The sequence below is a fragment of the Pseudochrobactrum asaccharolyticum genome (genome assembly GCF_003314995.1).
Lineage (GTDB): Bacteria > Pseudomonadota > Alphaproteobacteria > Rhizobiales > Rhizobiaceae > Pseudochrobactrum > Pseudochrobactrum asaccharolyticum.
The window spans coordinates 18,470-42,762 of sequence record NZ_QNRH01000007.1 but is presented as its reverse complement, the minus strand read 5'-3'; the positions used below and the strand labels follow the sequence as shown (position 1 = coordinate 42,762).

The following is a 24,293-nucleotide window of genomic DNA, read 5'->3' as shown; positions in this document are numbered from 1 at the left end:
GGCTTCCTGATCGCGGGAAGGGTAGGGGGAGCAAGCAATTGAATATTTTACGGATCGCAGCATTTTCAGAAGGCAACAGCGGTGGCAATCCTGCCGGTGTGGTGATTGCTGAAACATTGCCGGAAGCGCAGATTATGCAGCAGGTGGCGGCAGAAGTCGGCTTTTCTGAAACTGTTTTTGCGGCACGCACAGAAGATGGCTGGCGTACCCGCTATTTTGCACCGGCATTTGAAGTTCCGTTCTGCGGCCATGCCACGATTGCCCTTGGCGCTGCGCTGGCAATGCGCGAGGGCGACGGCATTTTCCCGCTCATTCTCAATCAAAGCCGGATTACGGTGGAGGGGAGCAGTCAAGGCGATGTCCTGAAGGCTGCTCTGCAATCCCCGCCGACTTTCAGCAAAGTGGCGCCTCCGGCGCAGATGACAGAGGCGCTGGATTTGCTTGGGCTGACTGAGCGTGATCTTAATCCGGATCTGCCGCCTGCTTTGATCCATGGTGGTGCTGACCATCTTTCGCTGACGCTGAATGCACGCGAGACTTTGAGTGCCATGCACTATGATTTTGACAGCGGCCGTGCCTTGATGCTGAAAAACGGCTGGGTCACCATTGTGCTGAGCTATGCGCAGACCCCGCAATTGTTCCATACACGCAATATTTTTGCAGCGGGCGGTGTTTATGAAGACCCTGCAACAGGTGCAGCAACCGCAGCACTTGCAGGCTATCTACGCGATCTGAACTGGTCGCATCATGGCGCAATCGACATTATACAGGGCGAAGATATGGGCATGCTTTCCAGACTGCATGCGGATATTCTCACACCGCAGGGCGGTTCTATCCGCGTGTCCGGAACAGCAAGGGTGATGTCCTGAGCATCACACGATGATGAAGTTTACAGCCGGTTCAGAGGAGAGACCGGTGAATGGGAGAGTTTCGGGATATGCATTTAATAACAGATGAGCTGACGATCAGACGCGCGAGTGCTGCTGATGCACCTGCGGTTTTGCGTATTTTTGATGAAGTGATCGCCTGGTTTGTCAGCATCGGCAATGAAGGGCAGTGGGGCAATGAACCATGGTCTGTTTCACCAGAGCGGGTACAGCGCATTACCGATGCCTGCTCTTTGCCCGGCGCATGGGTTGCTGAAGATGCGGAACTGGGTATTTGCGGGTCGATCGTGCTGGGTGATGCCATGCCTTATGTGGCGGCAGCAACGCGACCGGAAAATTATGTATTATTGCTGATTGCTTCGCGTGATCCGCGTGTTCGCGGGATCGGGCGGCGGTTAATGGGTTTTGCTGATGAGCAAACACGTGCAGCTGAGCTGAACTATATGCGCGTTGACTGCTATGGCGGCGGTGACGGCTCTTTAGTCCGTTTTTATGAGCGCTGCGGCTATACGCGGCTTTCAACCTTTGATGTTGAAGGCTGGCCCGGACAGTTGCTGGAGCGCTATTTGTAAACACTATTGACTGCCGGGCTTTGCTTTCTCACCCGAGGTTTTTGTCAGGTGAGAAAGCGGGCAGCTTTACAATTAACAGAGTGAGCGCTGTACACTGCTTTCGTGTTATTTGCGGGCAACCTGTTTTGCAGAGGCTACGACAGGCTTTGTCATCGTCACTTTCAGCGGCGGATAGGCGAATTCATGCTTCTTTTCGTCTGTTGCAGCATGGATCATAGCAACAAGGACAACGCCGGCCAGACCGCCGCCGCTGGCACTGTTCATGCGCTGCTCACCGGTTTTGTTATAGGCTTTGACGCTCTCAAAACCGGGTTTATAACCGGGCGCATTGCAGCGGGCAGAAATCAGCCTTGATGCGTAGCCGTAGTTCGGTACCCGTACTTCTGCCGGTGTTTTAACGGTGGCTTTATAGCCATCGCTTTCAATCTCGCAGGTAACGCCCTCTATTTCGGTGAGCGTGGCGAATTGCACATCAGGCTTTTTAATATTCTCATAAGTGCGGATGGTAACCATTTCCTGTCCGCGCAGCTGCGGAATATCCTGTCCGGATGCACGCTGCGGGGCAAGCATATCGCCGTTTTTGATACCGGATGCAGTCGGCGTGGCATTAACAGACATGGCAATCGGTTTTGTTGACTGACAACCGACAAGCAACAAAGCCAGCACAGGTGCAGATAGCATAAAGTATGGCGAACGCATACTTCCCCCTTCGAAATATCATAATTGATAATATTGATTGAATGCTGATTTATGCTTCCGCATTTTCTGAAGAAAATGCGGTTAAACTCATCTCTTAAGAAAATGTAATAATATTTTTAATGATGAATTTAATGAGTTGCAGAAATACAGTTTAATTTATGTTTTTCAATCGCTGCAATACGTCAATAATACAAAATGACTAGATGTTTAATTTTAATAATTATTTTTAATATAATCATATTTAAATTCAAATATTTGCATTGTGAAGAACATTTCTTAAAAAGTATAAAGATGAAAACACCTGAATTGAGGTAAAAATCTTTCAGGAGAAAATAATATCGGAAGTGTACTATACGGCTGATGTCTGAAGGGAAGTTGCGTGATGCAAAATGATTCCCGTGAAACATTGGCCTGCATTTTTTGTCAGGCCAATGCGTCAAAGGAAGAGATCAACTTGTCAGCGTGTGCTGATCACACTGGCCGTAATCACCAAAGCAATTCCGGCAATCTGCACAATGGACAATGCCTGATGCAGCATGAGGAAACCGACAGTGGCACCGATGGCCGGTTCAAGGCTGACGAGAATACCAAAAGCCGATGGTTTTAGATTGCGCAGCGCCATAAATTCAAAGGCATAGGGAATAAGCGGGGTCAGCAATGCCAGCAAACCGGCCATAATAAAGGCTTCAGTGCTGAAATTGGTATAGAGCTGACCGGTGCCCACCGGTAATGCCACAAGAGCGGCAAACATCATGGAAACCGCCAGACCTTCAAGCCCGTGGAATTTTTCACCTGCACGTTTGGTCAGGATAATATAGGCACCCCAGCCGATTGCCGCACAAAAGGCAAACAGCATACCGGTCATATCATTGCCCCAGAGGCTGCTGCCGGAGGTGAGACAGATAATCCCTGCTGCGGCAATCATCGGGCAGATGAGGCGAAATTTGCCGCTGCCATAGAGTGTGGCGACCAGCAAAGGCCCCATGAACTCAATTGCAACAGCAAGGCCGAGCGGAATGGTCTCAATGGCAGCAAAGAAACACATGGTCATGAAGGCCATGGAGGCGCCCAATGAAAAGGCGGAAAGCCATTGCGAGCGGTTATAGCTGCGGAAAGACGGACGTATCCAGATCAGAAGAATGATTGCCGCAAAGGAAAGGCGGACAAATGTGGTGCCGAATGTTCCTAATTGCTGCATAATCGGCTTGGATATTGCTGCCCCAAGCTGAATGCTGATCATTGCTGCCAGTGTCAGTCCGACAGCTGTAAGTGTTTGTTTGCTTTCGCTGCTCCGTTCGATCTGAACCGCGTCCATTTTATTCCTGCACTTTCATAAACTCCCGCGAGCGTTCACTCAGAGACGGGAAACGCTGTCCTTACGTCCGTCGATGATAAATTTCAACTCGTTGTTGAGATCAGAAGAGTGTGAAGATTGCTTGCAGATTTGTTTTGATTTCAGCACAGATCGTGACGGGAGGACGCCGCATGTTTTTTATTGTTCTTCTGTCGTGGTTTTCTGTCTGTTCAGAGACTCAAAGCTATATAATTGTCTCTGTGTCTGGTTTTCATATAATTGCAGACAGAATGATTTATCGGGGCATCAAAATCGCTGATAAGACTGTAAGCTAAGGGAATGATTAAGTGCCGGCAGAGGGGGCGATGCGGGCAGGATCCGGTGTCGTATGTAAAGCAAATATTACTTTTTATATGCTTAGATACGAATGGAATTTTATGAAGGGGAATATTTTGCAAAACGACAAGTTATCAAAAGTTGATTGCGCCTATGAATTGTTAAAAAACGATATTTTGAATGTAAAAATCCCGCCTGATACTCCCCTGAAAATGACCTGGGTACAAAAGCAATACAATGTCGGTTCAACACCGCTGCGTGAGGCTTTAACACGCCTTGAGAGCGACCATCTGGTAATCTTACAACCCAATAAAGGTTATATTGTCTCGCCGGTTTCCATTGATGAGCTGACGGAACTGTATCGGGCAAGAAAGCTGGTTAAACAGCATCTTTTGAAAGAGGCGATGCTGTACGGCGATAAAAACTGGGAAGCAGACATCGTTGCAATGCATTATTGTTTTGAGCGGCAATTATCCCCGGTTCAGGAAACATGCAGGATTGATGACTTTATTGCCTGGGCGCAGTCTCATGATGCCTTTGACGGAGCGCTTCTCGCGGCACATCGTGCACCATGGCTGAAACGTTTTTATACGCTGACGACTGAACATATCCGCAGACAAGGCCGCGGGTTAAGAATATTAATGCCGACTGTAGAGTGGCAGGAATTTGCAAATTCGGTGAAAAAATCACAGGCGCTGCGCACTCTGTATTCAATAGAAATCTACACAGAATTAAAGGACGCTGTACTCAATCGTGATTTTGATATGGTTGCGCAATTAGTTGATAAACAGGTGGACCTCGTAATAACTGCAAATAATGAAATTCATGAGCTAAAAGAGAGAAGCAATAAAGGCGGTGCCAATTAAATTGGCATCGCGATTTGTATTGAAGCAGTGACCTTCGTGAAATAAATAGACTGTCGCCGCGTTCAAAAAAACTCATCCAGCCCGAGGTGAAAGCGCAATTTCTTCTGATCGGGCGCTGTGATACCATAGGCCGGAAACAGCCTGTCCTGAAGGGCGGGGCTGAATTCCCCGAGACAATCCCATAGGATGGCAAGATCCTGATATGGATCTGCAAGACCAACGCGACCGGTATCAATGCAGCCGGTGACTGTGTTGCCATCCATCAAAATATTATCCAGCGAGAAATCACCATGGGTAACTACAGTTTTGGTTTCCAGTGGCAACAGAGCGGTTATATCATCCCAAACCTGCTGCGCAGTCTGCCCTTCATAAAGGGTACCGAAATCATCCGTATCAACAAGGCCTGCTTGCAGGCGCTGGTGCGCGCGTGCAAGACGCAAGTGATGATCACTGTTAAAAGGGCAGGATTGAGCCGGAATAGTGTGAATTTGGCGTAAAAATCCCGCAAGCGCATCGACGATTTGCGGACGCGCCTCCGGCTCTTCCGTGAGACGCTGATAAGCGGTACGGCCGGTTAGCGCTGACATCAGCAGCCATGCCTGATCTGACTGCGCTGTAAAAGCGATGACTTGCGGTACAGAAATATACTGTTCCAGCCAGTTCAGCCGTACCATTTCATCTGTAATATCCGTGGCAACGGATCCGCCGCCCTGTTTGAGATAGAGATCAGGCTTACCGGCTGTGTCGCAAAGTCTGTAGACTGTACCGCCGGACATGCCGACGACATTGCGCTTGGCAATGCGCCCTGGCGCTTGTTGTTGCATCGGCTCCGGTAAATCCGGAAATTCAGCGGTGATTTCCCGTATATCACTCATCAGCTATTCTCAGTGTCCACGGCAGGCAGCATATTATCCCATGTGCCAAACAGAACCAGACCGGCAGATTTTGCCAGAGAAACAGAAGCCTGATTGTCCAGCTGGCAGCGATATTGCGGTTCATAACCCAGCGATGAGGCATGTTTGCTGATCGCATGGACGGTATCGCGGGCATAGCCTTTACCCCGATAAGCGGGCAGTGTCAGCACACCCATATCCGCGATTTTGGATTCCTGCCACGGATACATGCTGGCAGCACATACGAGGCAGTTTCCGTCAAACGCGCCGAAGACCAGCCAGTGATCCAGTTCCACATAGGCGGCATCCAGATCGTCTTCTGAAGAGGCGGCGCAAAATGCCGCAAAAGCGGCTTCATCATCTGTGGTTAACCGGCGGACATTGCGGGATGGCTCTGCCGGATTAAGAGCGGCCGCTATATGGACAGGAAAGTAGAACAGGTAATCTGCTCCATGCAAAGTGATCTTATGTTCGGCGAGTTTTTGCCGGAAAATTGCATCCGAGATCGGCTCAGAGTGCAAATCAAGACGGTCAGCGAGTTGCGGATGGAGGCTGACAGCGGTTTTATCTTCTGTCGTCAGAATTGTACCGCTCTCGTCTTCATCCAGCTTCGGATTGGCATAAATTGAAAACGCAGCATCGCTGTAAAGCTTATACCCTCGCAGGGAAGACAAGCGCCAGAATTCTGTAACAATCGGGGAAAACATTGAACGGCTCATTTGATTTGATTGCAGGCAGGCAGATTGTGTTGCATCGCATTTTATTATCAATGTCGTTTATATTCGCAGCTCTGACCACCTTCCAATCAACAATAGTTTTGTTCAGATTCTGTGAAATGACTGTGTAAATGATGTGTAAACCAACCGGAATAATGACTGACCTTTTTCACTGCGGACTATGGAAAGATTACAGCCTGAAGTAGATGTGATGTGGCTGACATTGAGACTGGTTATGAGCCGGAAAACTATAATATCATTATTCAGATAGCAGAGCGGAGCTTTACGGGCAGACTATGGTGCAGGAACAATATGAAAGACGTGCTGAGGCAGGGGAGAGTCAGGGTTCCTGCGCGGAAGTGTTTCGTGTTTTTCTTAAACTGGGTCTGACATCCTTCGGCGGGCCTGTTGCGCATTTGGGATATTACAGAGACGAACTGGTTGTTCGCCGAAAGTGGATCAGTGAAGCCGGTTATGCTGATCTTGTGGCACTTTGTCAGTTTTTACCCGGACCAGCATCCAGTCAGGTAGCATTTGCGCTGGGTGTGCTGCGCGGCAACGGACTTTTGGGCGGATTAGCAGCATCACTAGCTTTTACCTTACCGTCTGCACTGGTGCTTGTTCTGCTGGCTTTGGGCGCTGCCTCAATGACCGGCACCGCTGTGCAAGGATTGTTGCACGGGTTGAAACTTGTAGCGGTAGCGATTGTTGCACAGGCGGTTTGGGGGATGGCGCGTAGTCTGACGCCGGATAAGCCGCGTGCGGTGATTGCATTGCTGGCGATTGGTGTGTTGGTATTTGTTGGCGGTACAATCGCACAACTGGTTGCAATTCTTGGCGGAGCATTGCTGGGTCTTTGGTTGTGCCGTAATGAGGGCGCAGCGCTGAGCGGTCAGTTGCAGTTTCCGGTAAAACGCCATCATGCTGTGATAGCATTGCTGTTGTTCGCGGCTTTGTTCGGTGTGCTGCCGCTGCTGGCTATAGTGACCGGTCAGCAAGGTTTTATACTTTTTGATGCGTTTTATCGTGCCGGTACGCTGGTTTTTGGCGGTGGCCATGTAGTTTTACCGCTGTTACAGGCCGAAGTTGTAGTGCCGCAATGGGTGAGCAGTGAGACATTTCTGGCCGGTTACGGGCTGGCACAGGCCGTACCGGGGCCGCTTTTTACCTTTGCAGCCTATCTCGGTGCGCTCATGCAGCCGGAACCCAACGGAATAGCAGGCGCGCTGATTGCACTGACAGCAATATTTTTGCCCGGATTATTATTGGTTTACGGTATGTTGCCGTTCTGGGATCAGTTACGATTACGCCCGACTGCACAGGCTGCTATGCGGGGTGCGAACGCTGCCGTTGTCGGTATTCTCGGCGCTGCCTTATATGATCCGGTGTGGACAGGGGCGGTTTTAAGTGCGCAGGATTTTGCGCTGGCACTTACCGGCTTTTTGTTGCTGACAGTCTGGAAGGTCCAGCCGTGGATTATTGTTGTGCTGTTGGCCGGTGCGGGCATGATCGCGGCCATCTGATGTGAGCTAAAGAGTGTGAAACCGCATTGACTTTTGTCACGGGAAAGCTCATTGCGCAGCAAGATCCGATTGTATTATCCGAAGGGAATGAGAATACAAACGGTAGCGGGAGAGACTTTGAAAATAGCAGGTTTCCCCGATGTTTGTGATTATACATACGAAACGGGGAACATCATGCGCCGCTACTATCTTTCTGCAGCTTTTACTTTTTCATTATTCGCCGCCATGACCGGCAGTGCCGCACAGGCACAGGACAGTATCGATCCTTCTTATCTCGAAAAGCGTAATGATCTAGGCATTATCGCCTTTTGCAGCGACAAAGGCCTGCTGGATAAGGATTCCGAAGAGTTTTTCCAGATCGGAATTGATGAGATTTACGGCGAAATGCCGGATTCAGACGAGGCTGATCTGCATGAACAAAAGGGGCGTGACGGTATTTCCTATTTGCAGGGGGATGAGCAGCCTCTTGAAGAGCTCGCAGAAGCTAATAATGTTGATGTGGCAGCAGTCTGTAAGCAGTATAAATCTCAGGAGACTTTGGGACGCATGATCGCCAAACAGAAAAGCGGTCAGTAAGACCAGTTCTTGATACGCATGATCATTCCATTATTCTTCCTATAAACAGGATTTTCTCATGAATATGAAATTTCTATCTGTTGTTGCAGTGGCACTGATCCAGCTGCCGGTTTTATCCTCTGTTTCTTTCGCTGATGCGGAAAGTGATCAGGTTTATAATTCTGCGCGCAATCAGCTGGGTCTGATTAAATATTGTGCGGAAAATGGTCATGTTCCGGCGGAAACCGTTGCTGCTTATGAGAAAATCATTGCAATGCTGCCTGCAGCCTCCGATGCTGCAGAGAGTGAGAAGTTTGAAGCAGAAGGTGTCAAAGGCAACAGCTATGACGGCGCGCAGACTGTATCATTGGAAGAGATTACAGTTGCAACGGGTTCTACTGTTGCTGTCCATTGCAGCCAGTATGAAATGCTGACCAAGCAGTAATTATCTGTGGTGCTGTGTTTTGCAGGCCGTTGATTAATCAGAAGTTTTCAAAGGCAGCAGATGTAAGTCTGTTGCCTTTTTATTTGCCTTGCAGGCCCGCATAGCAGGATTTTAGCTCCTGCATTGCGATCTGAGACTGAGCGGATGTAAATTGATAGTCGCCAATTTGTAGTGTTTTGGCTTCAGCTATGGCTACAATCCAGTCTGCGGAGCTGTTCACTTCTACCGTTGAAGTACCGGCCATTGGTTTGGCTTTTGCGTTGATGGTTTGACCATTGATAAGAACCGGTAATTCGCCTGCATGTTCCGGAAAGGATTGCTCAACAGAAAGTATCGCGGACAAACGCGGTTGCTTCTGTTTGGCATAAGCCTTGACCACAACAATTGAAAATTCGCTTTGATCTGAACCCTTCAAAGCAATGAAGCACGAGCATTTGGCACGCAGCAATGTCCAGTCTTCAATGGACTTTTGTGACAGCGCAATATCGCCATCCTCAGTATAGCAGGTATCCGGTGGTGTTGACGGGGGAAGGGGAAGTGAAAAATACCACAATCCGAGCGCATAAATCAAAGTGAGCATCAGGTGCTGCTCAGAAAATCAGGCTGTAAGCAGCAGTGTTATCATCGCGATAGCAGCGAAAGGTGTGACAGCCCAATAATATTCGCGGCGCAGCATTTTTATGCTCACAAGGAGTGCGATCACCATAGCAATGACGAGTGGTATAACGATAAATACGATATCGATCAGTGACATTGAGTACTCTTTGAAGTTTTGAGCCGTCAAATCCCGACTTCTGCTGCTGCAAAAGAAGCCTTTGATCTTGAGAGCGTTACCAGACAAAGAGCCTTTTCAAAAGCAAAATTGCTGCATAATGATTTAATATAAAACATCATGCAGCTCATTTTTATCAGGATTTAATCACGTGCGAGCGCTGCCACCGGATCGAGTTTGGAGGCATTGCGTGCCGGCAGGAAGCCGAAACAAATACCGATCAGGCTTGAGCAAATAAAGGCTGCGATTATCGAGAACGGCGAATAGATCAGCTCAAATGGTGTGTTGAACATTTTGAAGATCCAACCGAAGCTCATCGCCAGTGCGATGCCTAGCAAGCCGCCGATCAGGCAGACAAGCACGGCCTCGATCAAAAATTGCTGCAAAATATCGCTGCGTCTTGCCCCTACAGCCATACGCACACCGATTTCATTGATCCGCTCTGATACCGAAACCAGCATAATATTCATTACGCCGATACCGCCGACCAGCAGTGAAATCAGCGCAATAGCGGAGACCAGCAGTGTCAGCGCTTGTGTGGTGCTGGTGATGGTCTTGCGGATATCATCCGTGTTCAGAATGGTGAAATCCTGCTCACCATGACGCTGGATCAGAAACGCGGTGACGGCTTTCTCGGCCAGTTCCGGCGAGGTGTCGTCATTAATGCGCAGTGTCAGGCTGCGCAGCACGCGTGAGCCTGTCATACGGATTTGCACCGACGTATAAGGCAAATAGATCGACAGATTTTCGCTGGAACCAAAGCCACCTTGTTCCGGCTGAATAATACCGACAATGCGCACCGGCACATTTTTTAGAATAATGATCTGTCCGACCGGACTGCCTTCAAAATTGGCAAACAAGGTTTTGCGGGTATTGGCATCAATCACCGCTTCAAGCGCAATATCGTGAATGCTTTGCTCGTCGAAAAAGCGGCCTTCTGCCAATTTGCTGCCACGGGTGACAAAATACTGATCGCTCACACCATTGACGAGCGCATTGGCCTCAATTCCCTGAAAACGGGCTGTTGTCGAGGTGGAAACGGTCGGCGTTGCCGCCATAATATAAGGCTGCTTGGCGAGCTGGTTCGCATCATCAATCGTCAGTGTTGTGATGCGGGCTGACATTCTGTCGCCGAAACCACGGCCGGGAAAAATTTCCAACGTATTGGTGCCAAGACTGCTGATCTGGTCAAGAACCTGTTTTTGCGAGCCTTTTCCGAGTGCCACCACACAAACAACCGAAGCAATACCGATAATAATGCCGAGCATGGTCAAAAATGTGCGCAGGCGATGCGCATTCATTGACCGCAGCGCCATCAGGAAAGCTTCGCTGAAACGGTCAATCAAGGTGCCGACAGAGGACTGATTACCATTGGTTTTCAACCCGCCGCTGGCAATATCGCTGGCAGGTTTTTCAGGCGCTGGCTCAACTGGTGCGCGGGTGGTGTCTGATATAATTTCACCATCGCTGATCTCAATAATACGTTCAGCGCGCGCAGCCACATTGCGATCGTGGGTGACGATGATGATGGTTTTGCCTTCGCGGTGCAGTTCTTCAAGAATTTTCAGAACTTCTTCGCCGCTGTGGGTGTCCAGAGCGCCGGTTGGCTCGTCAGCCAGAATAACATCGGCATTGTTGATCAAAGCGCGGGCAATAGAAACGCGCTGCTGCTGCCCGCCTGAAAGCTGCCCCGGACGGTGGTGAGTACGCTCTCCCATGCCGAGGCGGTCAAGGATATGGACGGCCTGTTCCTGTCGCTCTTCACGGCTGTGACCTGCATAGATCGCAGGAATCTCGACATTGCCGACGGCAGACAACTCGTTGAGCAGATGATAGCGCTGAAAAATAAAGCCGAAATGCTCACGCCGTAATTGTGCAAGCTCATCCGCATCAAGATCCGATGTTTCGCGACCGGAGATGAAATATTTGCCCTCGCTCGGGCGGTCGAGACAGCCCAGAATATTCATCAGTGTGGATTTGCCGGAGCCGGATGCACCAACAATCGCCACCATTTCTCCATGGCCGATTGTCAGGTTCACATCTTTCAACACGGTGGTAAAACCATCGCCTGACGGATAATGCCGATAGAGATGCTCAAGGGTAATCAGTGGCTTACCCATCATCAGAACCTTATGGAACGGCCGCGATTGCTGCGCGGAACTGCAGGGCCGCCTGCATTATCACCGGTCACGACTTTTTCACCTTCAGACAGGCCGGAGCGGATTTCCACCATCACCTTGTCATTGAGGCCGGTTTCAACGGGTTTTTGGGTGATCGCGCCGTTTTTATCCATCACGCTGACAGTGATCTGGCCTTTTTTGTCCGGCTCGGACAAGGCAGTCGAGGGCACCAGAAGCACGTCTTTTGCATTGCCGAGAATGATATGAATTTCGGCGGTCATATAGGTTTTCAATACGCCGTCCGGATTGGCAATATCGAAAATGCCCTTGTAATAGATCGCTGAAGCTGTTGCCGTGCTGCTGCTGGCAGAACTGCTGGTGCCAAAGCTTTTGTCGCTGACGATTGATTGCGGTGCAGGCTCCAATGTCTCTAATTTCGCGGTATAGCGCTTGTCGCTCTGTCCCGGAATTGTGAAGTAGAGATCCTGACCTTCTTTGACATTGATCACATCAGCTTCGGAAATATCAGCCTCAACGGTCATCGTGTCGAGCTGACCGATAATGGCGATGGTTGGTGCGGATTGCACAGCATTGAGCGTCTGGCCTTCCTGCACAACGGTTGCCAGAATGGTGCCGTCAATCGGAGCGCGGATTTGCGTATATCCGAGATTGGCTTCGGCTGTTTCAACAGCAATTTTCGAGGCGACAATCTGTGCATCACTTAAAGCAATCTGCGCTTCAGCAGATTTAACGGCGCTGACAGCCTTGTCATAATCGGCACGGGAAATCGCATTGCGCGAAATCATTTGCTGCTGACGCGTCAGATCCTGCTTTGCCAATTCCGTCTTGGCAATTTTATCAGTGCGGTCAGCCTGATTGCGAACTTCGTCCGCCTTGGCTTTGCGCAGCTCATTCTGCTGGGTGGTGGCATCAATCTGGGCGATCAGGTCGTCTTTTTTAACCTGCTGACCGGCTTTTACACTCAGGCTCAGAACACGACCGGAGGCCTGTGCACCAACTGCTACCAGCCGTGCCGGTTTCAGAATGCCTGTGGCCAGCACTGTGGTTTCAATATCGCCCTTGCGCACGGTTGCGGTCATCACCTGCGGCGCTTCGGTTTTGAAATAATCAGCAGTGAAATAATAGAGAACAGCAGCCAGCCCTGCGATTACAAGCAGCCAGAAGAGCCATTTTTTAGCAAAACCGCGTTTCTTTTTCGGACGACCGTTCATCTATACCTCGTGAGCCTGCACTTGCGGTGTCAGGGTGTTGTCTTTTGCAGAGCGGTTCAGTTCAGATTGAATGATCAGAACCGTTCTGTTTCTTTATTGCCGCATTATCCAACACAAAACCGCTTCACACTTTTGCTGGAAATGCTTTAATCAAATGCGGGCCGGTGTAACCGTCCTGAATTTCAGGCTTGTCCGCATTGATGGTTCCGTTCCAGCCGCCGCCAAGGGCTTTGTGCAGGTTGATATAATCCTGCATCAGGCTGACTTTGAGCTGGATCAGGCTGCCTTCATTGGAATAAAGCGAGCGCTCAGCTGTCAGTAAATCAAGAAAGCTGCTGGAGCCGTTTGTGTAGAGATCGCGCGACAAATTGGTGGCGCGACGGAAGGACTGCACAGCTTTTTGCGTCTTGGCATATTGAATACGCCGCTGATTGAGCGAAACGCTGGCGTTTTCGACTTCTTCCAAAGCGGTCAGAATTGTCTTGCGATAATTGATAAAGGCCTGATCACGGCTGGCTTTTGCTATATCAACCGCTGCGTTGAGCTGACCACCTTTGAAGATCGGCACGCTCAGGCTCGGGCCGATACCCCAGCTGATTGATGAACTTTTGCCCAGATCACCGATTTGCGCACCGGCGGTACTGATATTACCGGTAAGGCTGATGCTCGGATAAAGCGCTGCCTGTCTTTGCCCGATTGTCGCTGTTGCACGGGCATAGCCGCGCTCAGCCACACGCAAATCCGGCCGGTTGAGCAACAGATCTGCCGGAATGCCGGCAGTTACAATCGCCGGTACATTTGGCACAGCTTTAGTCTTGGCAAGCAGAGGTGTCAGAGCCGTCGGTGCTTGTCCGGTGAGGACTGACAGGCGATGCAGGCTCTTGGCATAGGCGGTTTTCAGCTCCGGAATTTGTGCTTCCGTACTGCTGGTCTGGCCTTCCGCATTAGCGAGATCGACTTCAGAAATATCACCGGCATTAAACCGTGCGCGGGTCAGTTCGGCAGTTTTGCGCTGCGAGGCAACCGTGCGCTCTGTCAGTGCAATCCGTGCCTGCAAACCGCGCAAATCAGCATAATTGCTGGCGATATCGCCGATCATTGTGACCAGTATCGCATGCATATTTTCCTGCTCGGCATCAAGGCCATAACGGGCAGCCTCGATTGCGCGGTGATTGGCACCGAACAGATCAATCTCCCAGCTGGTATTTAAACCTGTACTGAGACTGGTGCTTTCACCGCCACCGCTGGCTTTGGAGCGCTGGGCGCTGCCTTTACCGTCCAATGTCGGATAAAGCGCACCGCCTGCCTGCTGAACAGAGGCACGGGCTTCACGGATTTTGGCTTTGGCATTCGCCACATCATTATTGTTCGCAACCGCCTGTTCGATCAGATTATCGAGCACCGGATCATTGAACCGCTTCCACCATTGTGCGAGCTGCGCCGGTTTGGCGGGAGCAGCTTTCTGCCCGCTCCAGGACAAGGGTAAAACGGTTGACGGCGTTTGATAATCGGGGCCGACGGCCACGCAGGCGGCAAGAGCCGGTAGCATCGCTGATAATGTTGCCAGGCGCAGAAACAGCACAGTCATGAAATGGCAAAATCCCTGAAAAATAAAAAACAGCAATGCAAACACCACTGTCATGCCGTGTTTGCAGTCTTGTCACAGCTTGGCGCTGAAAAAAAGCACGAAAGGCGTTTTTTTACCAAGCTTAACGATTTGTAATCTTAAAACGCCTGAATGTGCATAAAAAGCGGATGAATTGTCAGGATTTTGCTGATTTTATCTCCTACGCGCTGAGCGCGTAGGAATGTATGCGGCTGATAATCAAATCACTGGCGGTGAGAATATCATGGGCAATCGCCGCTTCGGCGGCATCGGCATCACGTCTCTCAATTGCTACAACAATTTTATAGTGATCATCAATCATGGCTCGTCCGCCATGCTTATAGGCATCGGCAATCAGAGGTCCCATTTGCAGCCAGAGACGGTTGATAATGGAGTTAAGAACCGGCATAGCGGCCACTTCCACCAGAGCAGAGTGGAAAATATGGTTCATTGCCAAAGCGTCACCCCAGAGTTGTTTCTCCATGGCTTTGTCATTGTCTTTGACCAGCTTCCAGAGTTTGGCAATGTCTTTTTTATCGGCGAGGGCGGCGGCTTGTCTGGCCGCAAGCCCTTCAAGACGTACGCGGATAGCGCGGATTTCCTCATATTTTTGCTGATCCAGCACCGGCACGCGAATATCACGCGGGGTTTTCTGGGTCAGTGCTTCATCCTGAATGAGCCTTAATAAGGCATCGCGGACAGGTGTAACACTGGTGCCGAGCGAAGCGGCAAGCTCACGGATAGTCAGTCGGGTATCGGGTGCGAATTGCCCGCGCATCAGCGCCTGCGATAATTTGCGATAGACGATTTCGCCGAGATTATGATGTTCAAGCGTCTGAAGTTCTGAAATGCCATTCATGCAAGATGTTTCCCCCGCAGTGAGTGAACTGTTTGTTTTTATCGTTTCACTTTATAACCGGCTCTTTTACGGCCGTATTATCCTGAATAATATGCAGTATCATAACCGTGAATATTCTTCCGGCAATGTATTGATTACGCTGTTTATCAGCCATATCGCAACAATAATTTGGCATCATGACTATGCTTGACAAACTATTATATTAAAAACATGATGCATCAAATGGGAGGCGGGATTTTATTTCAGATCATCGCTTCAGCGGAGAAATTTCAGAGTAGTTTTGAGCCGGAAACAGCAATGTTTTTGTGTGAAAAGCTGCGCCGAGCAAAGCGATGAACGGTATCCTGTTCGGGAGATCAGGCCGTTCTGGAGTAAAACCAGGTAGGGAACTATGGATAAGCAGCCGAATTCACCTGAAGCGCGTGATATTCAGTATCACCTTCATTCTTACACGAATGCGCGTCGTCATCAGGAAATCGGACCGATGATCCTTGAAAAAGGTGACGGGATCTATGTCGAGGACAATAACGGCAAGCGCTATATTGAAGGTCTGGCCGGTCTGTGGAGCGTAGGTGTCGGCTTCTCGGAACAGCGTCTTGTCGATGCTGCCACCAAGCAGATGCAGAAACTGCCTTATTACCACAATTTCGGCCATAAATCGCATGGTCCGGTGATCGATCTGGCAGAAAAGCTGGTGACGATGGCGCCGGTGCCAATGAGCAAAGCCTTCTTCACCAATTCCGGCTCCGAGGCCAATGATACCGCAATCAAAATGCTGTGGTACCGTTCCAATGCGCTCGGTCAGCCGCAGCGTAAAAAGATCATCAGCCGTAAGCGCGGTTATCACGGTGTGACCATTGCTGCTGCAAGCCTCACCGGCCTGCCGGCAAACCAACTGTCCTTCGATCTGCCGATTGCCAATATTCTGCACACATCCTGCCCGCATTATTGGCGCGAAGCGCTGCCGGGTGAAACAGAAGAGCAGTTCACAGACCGTATGGCCGCTGATCTGGAAGCGATGATCCTTGCCGAAGGCCCTGAAACCATTGCTGCATTCATCGGTGAGCCGATCATGGGTGCCGGTGGTGTTGTAGTGCCGCCGGACAGCTATTGGGCAAAAATCCAGGCTGTTCTGAAGAAATACGACATTCTGCTGATTGCGGATGAAGTGATCTGCGGTTTCGGCCGTACCGGCAATATGTTCGGTACAGAAACCTTCAAAATGCAGCCGGATATTATGGTATTCTCCAAGCAGCTGTCTTCCTCCTACCTGCCGATTTCGGCGCTGGTTGTGAATGACAAGGTGTTTGAACCGCTGGCTGATGAAAGCAACAAGATCGGCACATTCGGTCATGGTTATACCGGCGGTGCACATCCGGTGGCCGCTGCTGTAGCCAATGAAAACATCAAGATTATTGAAGAAAATAATCTGGTTGCGAATGCCCGTGAAGTCGGTGCGCATATGCAGAAACGTCTGCGTGAACTGGCAGATCATCCGCTGGTGGGTGAAGTGCGTGGTAAAGGCCTGATCGCAGCGGTTGAACTGGTTGCCGACAAGCAGACCAAAGAACCGCTTGAAAAAGCCGGTAATCTCGGTCTGATGGCAAATAATGCACTGCTCAACAACGGCGTTATCTGCCGCAACATGCTGGATACGGTTGCATTCTGCCCGCCGCTGATCATCAATGAAAAACAGGTTGATGAAATGGTCGGCGCTTTTGCCAAGGCACTGGATACAGTGGCTGCTGAAGTGAAGAAATAATCTGTTCTGACAAATCTCATGAAACGGCGCATGTGAGCAATCACATGCGCCATTTTTATTTATTGCTCTTTCAAAGTGCTGCAATATGTGCTTAATCTCGCGCATCCACAGGGGGGCTCCGTAGTGCCGGGGCTGAGATGCTAGTGTCAAACTGGCGGACTCTAAAGCTGATCTGGGTAATTCTAGCGGAGCGAGGCGGACCATGTTTTCTGGCGCACAAATTTCCACTTCTTTTGTCACTGCATTTTCGGCGGCGTGTTTCCGGCTGACCTGATTCATTTCACAGCAAATCTGATTTTATTCTTATCTGTGGAACTGAAACATGTCTGTTTATCAAGCGGCTGAGGCAGATTGCACGCAATCTGTACGCAAATCATCGGCTCATTTGTCCAGAGTTCTTCCGGCAATCCTGTCTGTCGGTGCAGTCTTTCTGTTCTGGGAAAGCTATGTTGCGCTGTCCGGCATTGCACCGTCCGTATTGCCGGCACCGAGCCGGATTTTGCAGCAAATTGTGCTGCATCGTCAGGCTTTATGGGACAATACTGTGCCGACAATCCGTGCCACGCTGATTGGGTTCAGCTGTTCGGTGGTCACGGCCTGTTTGCTCTCCGTCCTGATTGACCGCTATATCTGGCTGCGGCGGGCGCTGTTTCCGGTTTTCATCATCAGCCAGACCCTGCCGCTGATCGCTATTGCACCGCTGATTGTACTGTGGTTCGGCTTTGGTCTGCTACCGAAAATTCTGCTGGTCTCTCTCGTTACCTTTTTCCCGATGCTGGTAGCGCTGGTGCAGGGCTATGCCTCAACGGATAAAGAGATTGAACATTTGCTGTCGTCGATGGGCGCTGGTCGCTGGACGATTTTCCGGTTAGCGCGCATTCCTTCAGCTTTGCCATATTTTTTCGCAGGCTTACGCATTTCAATCACTTATGCAGTCGTTGGCGCAATTTTTGCTGAATATGCCGGTGCTTTCAAAGGCTTAGGCATTTATATCCTCAATGCCAAAAACAACTTTCGGCCTGATCTGGTGCTGGCCGCAGTGTTTATCAGCGCGACGCTGACATTGAGCCTGTTTGGCCTGACTTATCTGATACAAAAATGGGTTGCCCCGTGGCTGAAAACAGAGCGGGGTGCAGAATAATGACACGTCTGCAATTGCAATCTGTCGCCAAATCCTTCGGCTCGCTGGAGGTGCTACGGGATATTTCCCTGCATGTGGCGGAGGGCGAGTTTGTCTCGGTTCTGGGGCCGTCAGGTGCGGGAAAAACCACAATTTTCAATCTGCTGACCGGTGCAGAACAGCCGCAAAAGGGCTCAATTCTGTTTGATGGTGCGCCCTTAGGGAAGGCAAGCAATGCTTTTGCTTTCATGCCGCAGCGCGATGCTTTGATGCCGTGGCGGCGGATGATTGATAATGCCACGCTGGGGCTGGAAGTGCAGGGCATGAGCCGCAAGGATGCCCGCAAATTAGCCGAACCGTTATTTGAGGAATTCGGCCTTGCCGGTTTTGAACAGGCCTATCCGGCGGAATTATCGGGCGGTATGCGCCAGCGTGCGGCTTTGCTGCGCACAGTCGTTCAGCAACGTAAAATGCTGCTGCTGGATGAACCATTTGGTGCGCTTGATGCCCTGACCCGCGCTTCAATGCAGCACTGGCTGGAGAGCATGTGGCAAAGCCATCGCTGGACGGCTTTGCTGATCACCCATGATGTGCGCGAGGCGGTTTATCTTTCCGACCGGATTTATGTGCTGTCAGCACGTCCGAGCAGGGTTGTGCATGAGGTGACTGTCGATCTGCCGCGTCCGAGACGGGACTCTATGCGCAAAACCGCCTTGGAAAAAGCCGCAGCGCTTGAAGCCGGAATACTAGATCTCCTCTTGAATTCATAAGGAAGCAATCATGGCAATTTTGAATCGTCGTCGCCTGTTATCCGCACTGGCTTTGTCCGGCGCAATGAGCGTTTTACCACTCTCTGCTTTCGCCAAAGAGCCGGCGAAAGTGACTGTCGCACTCGACTGGACGGTGAATACCAACCATATCGGCATGTTTATTGCCCGTGATCAGGGCTTTTACAAAGAAGCCGGACTGGACGTGACGATCCTGCCTTATTCCGACACATCAGCCGGATTGCTGGTCGCTAATGGTGCGGCTGATTTCGGTATTGTTGGTTCCACCGGTCTGTTTGCACAGCGTTCAGCGGGGGCTGATCTTGTCGGCACCTATGCTGTGGTGCAGCACGAAACCGGTCGTCTGGTGTTTATGGATGACCGGCAGGATATTCAGTCGCCGAAAGACCTCGACGGCAAAACCTATGCCGGTTTCGGCTCCAATTGGGAGCGCAAGCTGATTGAAACCCTGATCCGTGCGGATGGCGGCAAGGGCGAGTTTGAAATTGTGACACTCGGCACTTCCGCCTACGAGGCGCTGGCCAATGGTGCCGTGGATTTCACGCTGGAAATCGCCACATGGGAAGGGGTGAAAAACGAGCTGGAAGGTGTGAAGCAGCGGGCATTCCGCTACTCGGATTACGGTATACCGGATCAGCATACCACGCTGCTGGTTTCTTCGGGTAAATACCTCAAAGACAATCCGGAAACAGCAAAGGCATTTTTGAGTGCCACCCAGCGCGGATTTGCTTTTGCAGCCGATCATGCCGATGAGGCAGCCGATATTCTCATTCGCGGCAATCAGGATGTGCTGACCGATGACAAGCTCATTCACGCCTCGCTGAAAGCTCTGAATGACGGGCATTTCCTGCGCGATAGCGATGGTACAATCGGTAAATTGCGGCCGGAAACCATGCTGGCTTTGGGAGAGTTCCTGTTTAAGGCAGGCATTCTCTATGATAAAGAAGGTGCGGTGTTGCAGGAAAAACCGGACTTTTCGAGTTATTTTACCAATGATTTCCTGCCTTAATATAAGTATTTGAGCAGAGAGGCGGAACCGGTGCGGATTATAGTGATGGGCGTTTCCGGTTCCGGCAAATCAACACTGGCTTCAGCTCTGGCGCAGGCTCTGACATTGGCCTTTATTGAGGGGGATGATCTGCATCTGCAAAGCAATATTGCGAAAATGCAGGCCGGTCAGCCGCTGAATGATGCTGATCGCCTGCCTTGGCTGCAAGCTATTGCAGCGGCTCTTTCAAGCAGGACAGAGGGCGCGGTGGCGAGCTGCTCAGCGCTCAAAAAATCCTATCGGGATTTGTTACGTGAGCAGACCGGCGAGCCGTTATATTTCATCTGTCTGAACTGCGATCCTGACATTATTGCTGCGAGAATGCAGGCAAGACACGGGCATTTCATGCCCGCATCTTTACTCACTTCGCAACTGGCTAGTTTTGAAAACCCGCAAGGCGAACCGGCAACATTGCTATTGTCCTGCGATCAACCGGTGAGCGCCATGCTTGCGGCTTGCAAAGCATGGCTGGAAGATCAGGCCGGATTGAGAACAATCACAAAGACTGTGCCATTGCCGGAAAGCTGAAGCTCTGTATTACTGCACCGTTCAAACCGCAGACAATCATTGGCCTCAAGCTGTGTATCTCCGGCTTGCACAGTACCTTTGCTGCAGAAGACCAGCACAGTTGCTCCGTTCAGGGACAGGCTGACAGGCTCTGTCACCTCATAACGGCTGACCTGATGCACAAAGCGCCCGCGCCGTGTCATCACATTCAGATCTGTGATTGCGGAGCCGAGCAGTTTCGCACTGGTCGGGCTGTCGGCAGGGAAGGAGAAGGGTGATGTTTCACCTTTCAGTTCCTGATCTGCCAGACCTTCAACGGACAGGATAATCCCGTCGCCTTCCAGTACGGATAAAGTGCGGTCAATGCCGGTAAAAACCGAAAACGGCCCGTCACTGGCCACAGTGGCGGTGCTGATACGCCAGTCGAAATTATCGACTGACGCATTTTCTGGAAAGATCGCTATTTCCACGGTAACACCGCCGCCGTTTTTCCACGGCATCCGGCGGTGCTGATGATTTTTGAGAAGCTGCATTTATTGTAACCAGCCGTTTGAAACCGCCCAGAGCGCCACCGGCGCTGTCAGCAGAATGCTGAGCGCGGTGCGGATATACCAGATCACAATCAAATCACGGAATTTGAGCGGGATTGAAGTTGCCAGCACACAAGGAATGGATGCCGAGAGAAACAGTACCTGCGAGACGGAAACCACTGCGGCCACGAATTTGAGCGCCACATCGGCATCTTTCAGCAGGATGGCAGGCAGGAACATTTCAGCCAGTCCCGAGGCCATGGATTTCGCTGCCAGCATTGGTTCTGACAATTGTGCCAGCCATGTGAAAGGATAAAGCGCCAGCCCCAGCACGTCGAAGAGGGGGGTATATTTCGAGGCGAGCAGGCCCAGCAGACCAACGGCCATAATGCTTGGCAGGATCATGGAAGCCATGCGCAGACCATCAATAAAGGTTGCACGCAGCATCGGCAGAATATGCGGCGCTTTTTCAGCCTGTTCAAGGCCGACATTGATCGCGGTTGCCAAGCGGGATTTACCTTCCGGCAGTGGCGTGTCACGAGTTTCCGGATGATCCATTTGTGCCAGAGGCCAAAGGCGGGCAGCAATTGCGGAGACAATGAAAGTAATAACAAGCGTGGTCCAAAAATACAGATTCCACGCTTCCATCAGATTAAGCGTTTTGGCGACGATAATCATGAAAGTTGCTGAAACAGTCGAGAAACCGGTGGCAATAATTGCTGCTTCGCGTGCGGTATATTTGCCTTCACGATATACGCGGTCGGTAATCAGCAGCGCCAGCGAGTAGCTACCGACAAAAGAAGCCACCGCATCAATGGCAGACCAGCCTGGTGTACGCCAGATCGGACGCATTACCGGCTGTACGATGACACCGGTAAATTCCAATAAGCCATAACCGATCAGGAACGCCAGCGCCAAAGCGCCGATCGGCACGATCAGACCGACGGAGAGGACAAGCTTATCAAAGAGAAACGGCAGCATATCCGGTGTGAAAAGCAGTTCCGGCCCGACACCGGCGAGATACATGCCGGTGAGTACCAGACCCAGCACGCGCAGCACGGAGAAAATGCTTTCGGTCAGGTTTTTGTTCCATGTGCCGCGGACAAACGGGCTGAGTGCGCCATAGGCAATCAGCAGGCAGACAAAGGTGAGCGCTACAGGGCGCAATTGCACAGCAATGGCTGTCGCTGCATGGTCGAGCAGGATAGTGGATTTGCCACCGATCGTGACCGGAACAAAGAAGAAAAAGATACCGAGAAAACTGAAAAAGATCAGTTTGAATGCGGCTGAGCCGCGGGAACCGCCGCTGCTGCCAACAGTTATATCTGACATGATGACCCCTGATTATTGTTGTTCATGCAGAAGGAGATTCCGTAATCTCAGATGCTGTTTTGCCCTTGTCTGTTACGGCCTCTCCCAAAGCCGGAAATGTGAAAGATAAAGGCAGCCTCCTCACGGGCTGCCTTTGTATTCAGATCATTAGTTGCCGAGAATGCCCGGCAGACGCAGCCCCTGTTCCTTGGCGCAATTGACGGCAATGTCATAACCGGCATCGGCATGACGCATCACACCGGTGGCAGGGTCATTCCACAACACGCGCTCAAGACGACGGGCGGCATCATCGGTGCCGTCAGCACAGATCACCATGCCTGCATGCTGGCTGAAGCCCATGCCAACGCCGCCGCCGTGATGCAGCGATACCCATGTGGCACCGGATGCGGTGTTGAGCAGAGCATTGAGCAGCGGCCAGTCGGATACGGCATCAGAGCCGTCCTGCATCGCTTCTGTTTCACGGTTTGGCGAAGCCACAGAACCGGAATCCAGATGGTCGCGGCCGATCACAACCGGTGCTTTCAGCTCGCCGTTTTTGACCATTTCGTTGAAGGCGAGGCCGAGACGGTGGCGGTCACCAAGGCCAACCCAGCAAATACGGGCAGGCAGCCCCTGAAACTCGATGCGTTCACGTGCCATATCCAGCCAGTTGTGCAGGTGCTTATTATCCGGCAGCAGCTCCTTGACCTTGGCATCAGTCTTGTAAATATCTTCAGGATCACCGGAGAGTGCTGCCCAGCGGAACGGGCCGATACCACGGCAGAACAGCGGACGGATATAGGCAGGCACAAAGCCCGGGAAGGCAAATGCGTCTTCCAGACCTTCTTCCAGCGCCATTTGGCGGATATTATTGCCGTAATCGAGGGTCGGAATGCCCATATTCAAGAAATCAACCATCGCGGCGACCTGAATTTTCATCGAGGCACGCGCTGCCTTTGCAACGCCTTTCGGGTCGCTTTCCTGTTTTGCACGCCATTCAGCAACGCTCCAGCCAATCGGCAGATAGCCGTGTACCGGATCATGCGCGGAAGTCTGGTCGGTAACGATATCCGGCTTGACGCCGCGCTTCACCAGCTCAGGGAAAATGTCTGCCGCATTGCCGATCAGCGCAATCGATTTGGCTTCACCGGCTTTTGTCCATGCATCAATACGTGCCAGCGCTTCATCAAGGCTGTGGGTTTTTTCATCGACGTAGCGGGTACGCAGGCGGAAATCCGCGCGGGTTTCATCGCACTCAACTGCAAGACAGCAGGCACCGGCCATCACAGCCGCCAGCGGCTGTGCGCCGCCCATACCGCCTAAGCCGCCGGTGAGAATCCATTTGCCTTTGAGATTGCCGCCGAAATGCTGACGACCCGCTTCGACAAAGGTTTCATAGGTACCCTGCACGATGCCTTGTGCACCGATATAAATCCACGAACCGGCGGTCATCTGGCCATACATCGCCAGTCCCTTTTTATCCAGTTCGTTGAAATGATCCCAGTTTGCCCAATGTGGCACCAGATTGGAATTGGCGATCAGAACGCGCGGCGCATCTTTATGCGTGCGGAAAATACCGACCGGCTTGCCGGACTGTACCAGCAATGTTTCATCGCCTTCCAGATCTTTCAGGCTGGCAACAATCTTGTCAAAATCTGCCCATGTACGGGCAGCACGACCGATACCGCCATAGACCACCAGCTCATGCGGGCGCTCGGCAACATCGGGATGCAGATTGTTCATCAACATGCGCATCGGCGCTTCGGTGAGCCAGCTTTTGGCGGTGATTTCCGTGCCGGTTGCAGGACGGATTTCACGTTCATTGTGACGCGGATTATTCATTGAATGTTCC

24 protein-coding genes are annotated in these 24,293 nt (G+C 51.2%); 11 read left to right on the top strand and 13 right to left on the bottom strand.

Features of this window, described 5'->3' with window-relative positions:
- Positions 1 to 38: 38 nt before the first annotated feature.
- Together DFR47_RS16220 and DFR47_RS16215 are read left to right on the top strand one after the other, a co-directional pair.
- A complete protein-coding gene (locus DFR47_RS16220) occupies positions 39 to 869 on the top strand; it encodes a PhzF family phenazine biosynthesis protein (RefSeq protein WP_113945465.1) in 831 nt (276 codons plus the stop codon).
- A gap of 68 nt (positions 870 to 937) precedes the next feature.
- On the top strand, positions 938 to 1,459 hold the full coding sequence (locus DFR47_RS16215; protein ID WP_113945464.1) for a GNAT family N-acetyltransferase: 522 nt from the start codon (positions 938 to 940) through the stop codon (positions 1,457 to 1,459).
- Positions 1,460 to 1,564: 105 nt separating this feature from the next.
- Here the strand turns inward: DFR47_RS16215 and DFR47_RS16210 are convergent, their stop codons facing one another.
- Positions 1,565 to 2,158: a hypothetical protein gene (locus tag DFR47_RS16210; RefSeq protein ID WP_147245588.1), complete on the bottom strand. Its 594-nt coding sequence runs from the start codon at positions 2,156 to 2,158 to the stop codon at positions 1,565 to 1,567.
- Positions 2,159 to 2,615: 457 nt separating this feature from the next.
- Complete coding sequence (locus tag DFR47_RS16205; protein ID WP_113945462.1) at positions 2,616 to 3,473, bottom strand: EamA family transporter; 858 nt, start codon at positions 3,471 to 3,473, stop codon at positions 2,616 to 2,618.
- 326 nt (positions 3,474 to 3,799) lie between these two features.
- On the opposite strand from DFR47_RS16205, the gene DFR47_RS16200 reads away from it, so the two are divergent.
- A complete protein-coding gene (locus tag DFR47_RS16200) occupies positions 3,800 to 4,654 on the top strand; it encodes a GntR family transcriptional regulator (protein WP_147245586.1) in 855 nt (284 codons plus the stop codon).
- A 62-nt stretch (positions 4,655 to 4,716) separates the two neighbouring features.
- Here DFR47_RS16200 and DFR47_RS16195 read toward each other — a convergent pair whose 3' ends face one another.
- Complete coding sequence (locus DFR47_RS16195) at positions 4,717 to 5,529, bottom strand: APH(3') family aminoglycoside O-phosphotransferase (protein ID WP_245416607.1); 813 nt, start codon at positions 5,527 to 5,529, stop codon at positions 4,717 to 4,719.
- Positions 5,529 to 6,254, bottom strand: a complete 726-nt coding sequence (locus DFR47_RS16190) for a GNAT family N-acetyltransferase (protein WP_113945460.1) — start codon at positions 6,252 to 6,254, stop codon at positions 5,529 to 5,531. The genes DFR47_RS16195 and DFR47_RS16190 overlap by 1 nt, the downstream gene beginning before the upstream one ends.
- A gap of 305 nt (positions 6,255 to 6,559) precedes the next feature.
- On the opposite strand from DFR47_RS16190, the gene chrA reads away from it, so the two are divergent.
- From chrA to DFR47_RS16175, 3 genes are all read left to right on the top strand, one after another.
- Positions 6,560 to 7,786, top strand: coding sequence for a chromate efflux transporter (gene chrA / locus DFR47_RS16185; protein WP_113945459.1), 1,227 nt, complete (start codon positions 6,560 to 6,562; stop codon positions 7,784 to 7,786).
- A gap of 174 nt (positions 7,787 to 7,960) precedes the next feature.
- Positions 7,961 to 8,362: a hypothetical protein gene (locus DFR47_RS16180; RefSeq protein ID WP_245416606.1), complete on the top strand. Its 402-nt coding sequence runs from the start codon at positions 7,961 to 7,963 to the stop codon at positions 8,360 to 8,362.
- Positions 8,363 to 8,420: 58 nt separating this feature from the next.
- Positions 8,421 to 8,786 (top strand): hypothetical protein, encoded by a 366-nt coding sequence (locus DFR47_RS16175; protein WP_113945458.1) that lies wholly within the window; start codon positions 8,421 to 8,423, stop codon positions 8,784 to 8,786.
- Between the two features lie 79 nt (positions 8,787 to 8,865).
- Here DFR47_RS16175 and DFR47_RS16170 read toward each other — a convergent pair whose 3' ends face one another.
- The 6 genes from DFR47_RS16170 to DFR47_RS16150 form a co-directional block, all read right to left on the bottom strand.
- Positions 8,866 to 9,366: a hypothetical protein gene (locus DFR47_RS16170; protein WP_113945457.1), complete on the bottom strand. Its 501-nt coding sequence runs from the start codon at positions 9,364 to 9,366 to the stop codon at positions 8,866 to 8,868.
- A gap of 18 nt (positions 9,367 to 9,384) precedes the next feature.
- The gene (locus tag DFR47_RS21820) at positions 9,385 to 9,540 is read right to left on the bottom strand and encodes a hypothetical protein (protein ID WP_170137521.1); all 156 of its coding nucleotides are present in this window, start codon (positions 9,538 to 9,540) and stop codon (positions 9,385 to 9,387) included.
- A 161-nt stretch (positions 9,541 to 9,701) separates the two neighbouring features.
- Entirely contained in the window at positions 9,702 to 11,678 is a 1,977-nt protein-coding gene (locus DFR47_RS16165) for a MacB family efflux pump subunit (RefSeq protein WP_210207331.1), read from the bottom strand.
- Between the two features lie 2 nt (positions 11,679 to 11,680).
- A complete protein-coding gene (locus DFR47_RS16160; RefSeq protein WP_113945455.1) occupies positions 11,681 to 12,910 on the bottom strand; it encodes an efflux RND transporter periplasmic adaptor subunit in 1,230 nt (409 codons plus the stop codon).
- A 124-nt stretch (positions 12,911 to 13,034) separates the two neighbouring features.
- Positions 13,035 to 14,498, bottom strand: a complete 1,464-nt coding sequence (locus DFR47_RS16155; RefSeq protein ID WP_113945577.1) for an efflux transporter outer membrane subunit — start codon at positions 14,496 to 14,498, stop codon at positions 13,035 to 13,037.
- A 199-nt stretch (positions 14,499 to 14,697) separates the two neighbouring features.
- Positions 14,698 to 15,366, bottom strand: coding sequence for a GntR family transcriptional regulator (locus tag DFR47_RS16150; protein ID WP_170137530.1), 669 nt, complete (start codon positions 15,364 to 15,366; stop codon positions 14,698 to 14,700).
- Between the two features lie 400 nt (positions 15,367 to 15,766).
- Between DFR47_RS16150 and DFR47_RS16140 the strand changes: the two genes are divergently transcribed.
- The 5 genes from DFR47_RS16140 (at position 15,767) to DFR47_RS16120 (ending at position 20,621) form a co-directional block, all read left to right on the top strand.
- The gene (locus DFR47_RS16140) at positions 15,767 to 17,137 is read left to right on the top strand and encodes an aspartate aminotransferase family protein (protein WP_113945452.1); all 1,371 of its coding nucleotides are present in this window, start codon (positions 15,767 to 15,769) and stop codon (positions 17,135 to 17,137) included.
- A gap of 322 nt (positions 17,138 to 17,459) precedes the next feature.
- Positions 17,460 to 18,278, top strand: a complete 819-nt coding sequence (locus tag DFR47_RS16135; RefSeq protein WP_113945451.1) for an ABC transporter permease — start codon at positions 17,460 to 17,462, stop codon at positions 18,276 to 18,278.
- The gene (locus tag DFR47_RS16130; RefSeq protein WP_113945450.1) at positions 18,278 to 19,027 is read left to right on the top strand and encodes an ABC transporter ATP-binding protein; all 750 of its coding nucleotides are present in this window, start codon (positions 18,278 to 18,280) and stop codon (positions 19,025 to 19,027) included. The genes DFR47_RS16135 and DFR47_RS16130 overlap by 1 nt, the downstream gene beginning before the upstream one ends.
- A gap of 10 nt (positions 19,028 to 19,037) precedes the next feature.
- Positions 19,038 to 20,054 (top strand): ABC transporter substrate-binding protein, encoded by a 1,017-nt coding sequence (locus DFR47_RS16125; RefSeq protein WP_113945449.1) that lies wholly within the window; start codon positions 19,038 to 19,040, stop codon positions 20,052 to 20,054.
- Between the two features lie 30 nt (positions 20,055 to 20,084).
- Positions 20,085 to 20,621: a gluconokinase gene (locus DFR47_RS16120; protein WP_245416605.1), complete on the top strand. Its 537-nt coding sequence runs from the start codon at positions 20,085 to 20,087 to the stop codon at positions 20,619 to 20,621.
- On the opposite strand, the gene DFR47_RS16115 is transcribed toward DFR47_RS16120, so the two are convergent.
- The 3 genes from DFR47_RS16115 to hutU all read right to left on the bottom strand — a co-directional run bounded on the left by DFR47_RS16115 (position 20,570) and on the right by hutU (position 24,283).
- Positions 20,570 to 21,133 carry a HutD/Ves family protein gene (locus DFR47_RS16115; protein ID WP_245416604.1) on the bottom strand — a complete coding sequence of 188 codons (564 nt, stop codon included), beginning with the start codon at positions 21,131 to 21,133 and terminating at the stop codon, positions 20,570 to 20,572. The two genes, DFR47_RS16120 and DFR47_RS16115, sit on opposite strands and share 52 nt — an antisense overlap.
- Positions 21,134 to 22,462 (bottom strand): YjiH family protein, encoded by a 1,329-nt coding sequence (locus tag DFR47_RS16110; protein WP_113945447.1) that lies wholly within the window; start codon positions 22,460 to 22,462, stop codon positions 21,134 to 21,136. It lies immediately after the preceding gene.
- 147 nt (positions 22,463 to 22,609) lie between these two features.
- A complete protein-coding gene (gene hutU, locus DFR47_RS16105) occupies positions 22,610 to 24,283 on the bottom strand; it encodes a urocanate hydratase (RefSeq protein WP_113945446.1) in 1,674 nt (557 codons plus the stop codon).
- Between the last annotated feature and the right edge of the window lie 10 nt (positions 24,284 to 24,293).